Origin of the sequence: Mesorhizobium sp. M7A.F.Ca.AU.002.02.1.1 (assembly GCF_003998535.1) — a bacterium.
GTDB classification, from domain to species: domain Bacteria; phylum Pseudomonadota; class Alphaproteobacteria; order Rhizobiales; family Rhizobiaceae; genus Mesorhizobium; species Mesorhizobium ciceri.
Genome location: NZ_RZPB01000682.1, coordinates 1 through 3,258, shown reverse-complemented (window position 1 = coordinate 3,258; position 3,258 = coordinate 1). Strand labels below are relative to the sequence as shown.

The 3,258-nt window shown below is 64.4% G+C and carries 4 protein-coding genes; 2 read left to right on the top strand and 2 right to left on the bottom strand.

Features of this window, described 5'->3' with window-relative positions:
* Window positions 1–81 precede the first annotated feature (81 nt).
* Complete coding sequence (locus EN879_RS29320) at window positions 82–1,080, bottom strand: bestrophin family ion channel (protein ID WP_063168584.1); 999 nt, start codon at window positions 1,078–1,080, stop codon at window positions 82–84.
* A 56-nt stretch (window positions 1,081–1,136) separates the two neighbouring features.
* A complete protein-coding gene (locus EN879_RS29315; protein ID WP_024501664.1) occupies window positions 1,137–1,757 on the bottom strand; it encodes a TetR/AcrR family transcriptional regulator in 621 nt (206 codons plus the stop codon).
* 287 nt (window positions 1,758–2,044) lie between these two features.
* Between EN879_RS29315 and EN879_RS29310 the strand changes: the two genes are divergently transcribed.
* Both EN879_RS29310 and EN879_RS29305 read left to right on the top strand, forming a co-directional pair.
* Window positions 2,045–2,542, top strand: coding sequence for a (2Fe-2S)-binding protein (locus EN879_RS29310; protein ID WP_013530705.1), 498 nt, complete (start codon window positions 2,045–2,047; stop codon window positions 2,540–2,542).
* Window positions 2,539–3,258: xanthine dehydrogenase family protein subunit M (locus EN879_RS29305; protein WP_164774647.1), on the top strand; the 720-nt coding region annotated here is incomplete at its 3' end. The genes EN879_RS29310 and EN879_RS29305, both read left to right, overlap by 4 nt.

The window sequence follows — 3,258 nt, the reverse complement described above, 5'->3', positions numbered from 1 at the left end:
GGTCTGCCTTGACGTTTGAGCGTTCTCCGCCAGCAGCACGATGAAGGGGACCGCCGGGGCCGCGCCTCGTCGTGATCCTGCCTAGGTCGCGATGTCGTTGACCGGCAGCAGGGGCTTGGGAAGGTCGCTCTCGCCGAGCCCGCTACGCAACTCGATCTCGATGTCGCGGCAGATCTGCGAGATCGGAACGTCGTTGGCATTGCCCTCGAACGGGTTGGCGCTGCTTTCGCCGACCTGGTCGAGAGACATGTAGGCCCAGCCGAGCAGCGTGCTGAACGGGATCGTCAGCCAGATCGCTATCGACCCGAGCGCGCCACCCAGTTTGCCCATATCGGCAAAGACGGGAACGACCCCGAACGGCAACAGTGTGCAGAAGATCATGACGAACATCGAACTGACGATGGCGTATTGCCGGGGATAGGGATTGTTCTTGATGCGATCGCAGCGCGCCTGCTGGTCATGGAAGTCGCGGATCAGCTTGGTCAGTTCGCCATAGATCTGAGGAGGGAGCTTTGTGTCCTTGAACAGCGCATTGACCTGGACAGATTGCAGTTCGAGCAGGGCTATCGCCGGCTGGGGCGATTTCAGGACGTCCTCGGCCTGTTCGGCGAGCAGCGGACGCAATTCGTCGCCGACCGAGCTCGCATCCTCATGGATACGGTAGCGCCGCCGGTATTCGATATTGGCGGCCCGCGCCATGGACTCCCATGGCATCGGCCGGCGCAGGGAAAAGCGCAATGCCGTCATCCAGGCGATGTGGCGATAGATGAGCTGTCTGGCCGTCGGCGCGTCGAGGAAATCCCTGCAGAAATTGGACCACAAACGGCTGCTGGCCGTAATTTGCGTAAAAGCCTGCAGCGCGTCGCTGCTGCGGGTGAACACCTGCGAATTCTTGAACCCGGCGACGAGTGACACGGTGGTGCCAAGCACCAGCACCACCGACCATGGCACCGAAAACCCGGCGATGCCTGGAAGACGGTAGGCCGCCACGGCCAGACCGCTCACCACCACCATGTAGATGACGCTGCGCCGCGACCACAGCGCGAAATCGATCAGTTTGTAGGAACGGCCTACATACATCGTATCCCCTCAACTCATCGATAGGTCTGGTTTTGCACGGCCGGAATCTGGTCGCCTCATTGTGCCTTTGCAGCCCCGAACCGCAACCCGTCCATCAACAGCTTGACCAGCCGGCGCGAGCGGTCGCGCCATTCGGGGGTGTCGGGCGCTGAATAGATGCCGCCCAGCGCGTGCAGCACGTCGGAAGCGTCGACGTCGCCGCGGATGGTGCCGTCGGCCACCGCCGCCTCGACCAGGCGTCGCAAGGCTTGCGACACCCGGCCGAACGTGTCGGAAAACAGCGTCGAATTGGTGGTGAGCACAATGCGCAGGCTGGTCGCCAGGCCGCGCTTGGTGGCGATGTAGTCGACGAAGCGCTGCATCCACTGTTCCAGCGCGACATCGGACGGATGTTTTTGGGCAAGCTCGCCGGCGGCCGCGCACAGCGCCTCCACCTCACGACGATAGACCACCTCGACCAGATGCTCGCGCGTCGGGAAATGCCGGTAGAGCGTGCCGATGCCGACGCCGGCGCGGCGCGCGATCTCCTCCAGCGAGCCATCGATGCCGCGCTCGGCAAAGACTGACACCGCCACCTCGACCAGCCGGTCGCGGTTGCGCCGCGCATCGGCGCGCAGCGGCTTTGCGTCTACGGCCTCGGCCTTCTGTTCAGCAATGGCGGACGGCTCGCTGGCCAATTTTTTCTCCACATCGTGTCAGGGGGCTTGAATCCGGCAGGGTCAGCCACCACGTAATAAACGGAGGCGCCTCCGTTTTAGTGGAGCACCTTTATCATATAATCAGGAGAACCGGTATGTCACGTCTTTCGAACACGCAAGCCGACATCTCCCCTGCCCGCCTGCCTCGCGGGAGATCCGCCATCTCCGCTTTCGCCGTCAAGACCTGACCGAACAGTTACCTTGCCCTTCTGCGGCAAGGCACCAGTTCAATCCCATCCGCGTCAAGCAACTGGAGCCAGACGCCCATGACCAGCCTTCCCATTACCCTCACCATCAATGGCCACCGACACCAACTGGAGGTCGATCCACGCGTAACCCTGCTCGACCTGCTGCGCGAGCGGCTCGATCTCACCGGCACCAAGAAGGGCTGCGACCGCGGCCAATGCGGCGCCTGCACGGTGCTGGTCGACGGCAAGCGCATCAACTCATGCCTGGCGCTGGCGGTCAGCCATGACGGCGCCCAGGTCTTGACCATCGAAGGCGTCGCCAACGGCGAGGAACTGCATCCGGTGCAGGCCGCCTTCATCGCCCATGACGGCTTCCAGTGCGGGTTCTGCACACCCGGCCAGATCATGAGCACGCTCGGCCTGATCGCCGAGGGACAGGCCGGCGACGATCCCGAACGCATCCGCGAGGGGCTGAGCGGCAACATATGCCGCTGCGCGGCCTATGGCGGCATCGTCGAGGCCGTCCTGGAAGCCCAGCAACAGCTTGTCAAAGCCGACCGGAGGACCGCGGCATGAGAGACTTCGATTACATCAGGCCCGCCACCATTCCCGACGCCATCGCCGCGGCAGCCGAGCCGGGCTCGGCCTATCTCGCCGGCGGCACCAATCTGCTCGACCTGATGAAAGGCGGCATCACCAGTCCCGAGCGTATCGTCGACATCTCCCGGCTGCCGGAACTCAACCGCATCGAACGGCTGGACGATGGTGGCCTGCGCATCGGTGCGCTGGTGCGTAACGCCGACCTTGCCTACCATCCGGCGTTCGCCAAATCCTATCCGGCGGTGGCCGAGGCGCTGCTGTCGGGCGCTTCGGCGCAGCTTCGCAACGCCGCCACCGTCGGCGGCAATCTGTTGCAGCGCACGCGCTGCAGCTATTTCTACGACACCGCCAGCGCCTGCAACAGGCGCCAGCCAGGCACCGGCTGCGACGCGCTGGAAGGCGAAAACCGCCTGCACGCCGTGCTCGGCTGGAGCGACGCCTGCATCGCCACCCACCCGTCGGATTTCTGCGTGCCGCTGGTGGCGCTCGACGCCGTGGTCGAGATCGAAGGCAAGAAGGGCCGGCGCCATGTTTCGCTGGAGGAATTTCACCGGCTTCCCGGCGAAACGCCGCAGCGGGAGAATGCGCTGGAGCCCGGCGACCTGATCGTGGCGGTGCGCCTGCCGGCGGAGGCTGCCTCCTTCTCCGCCAATGCCCGTTACCTCAAAGTCCGCGAACGCACCTCCTATGCC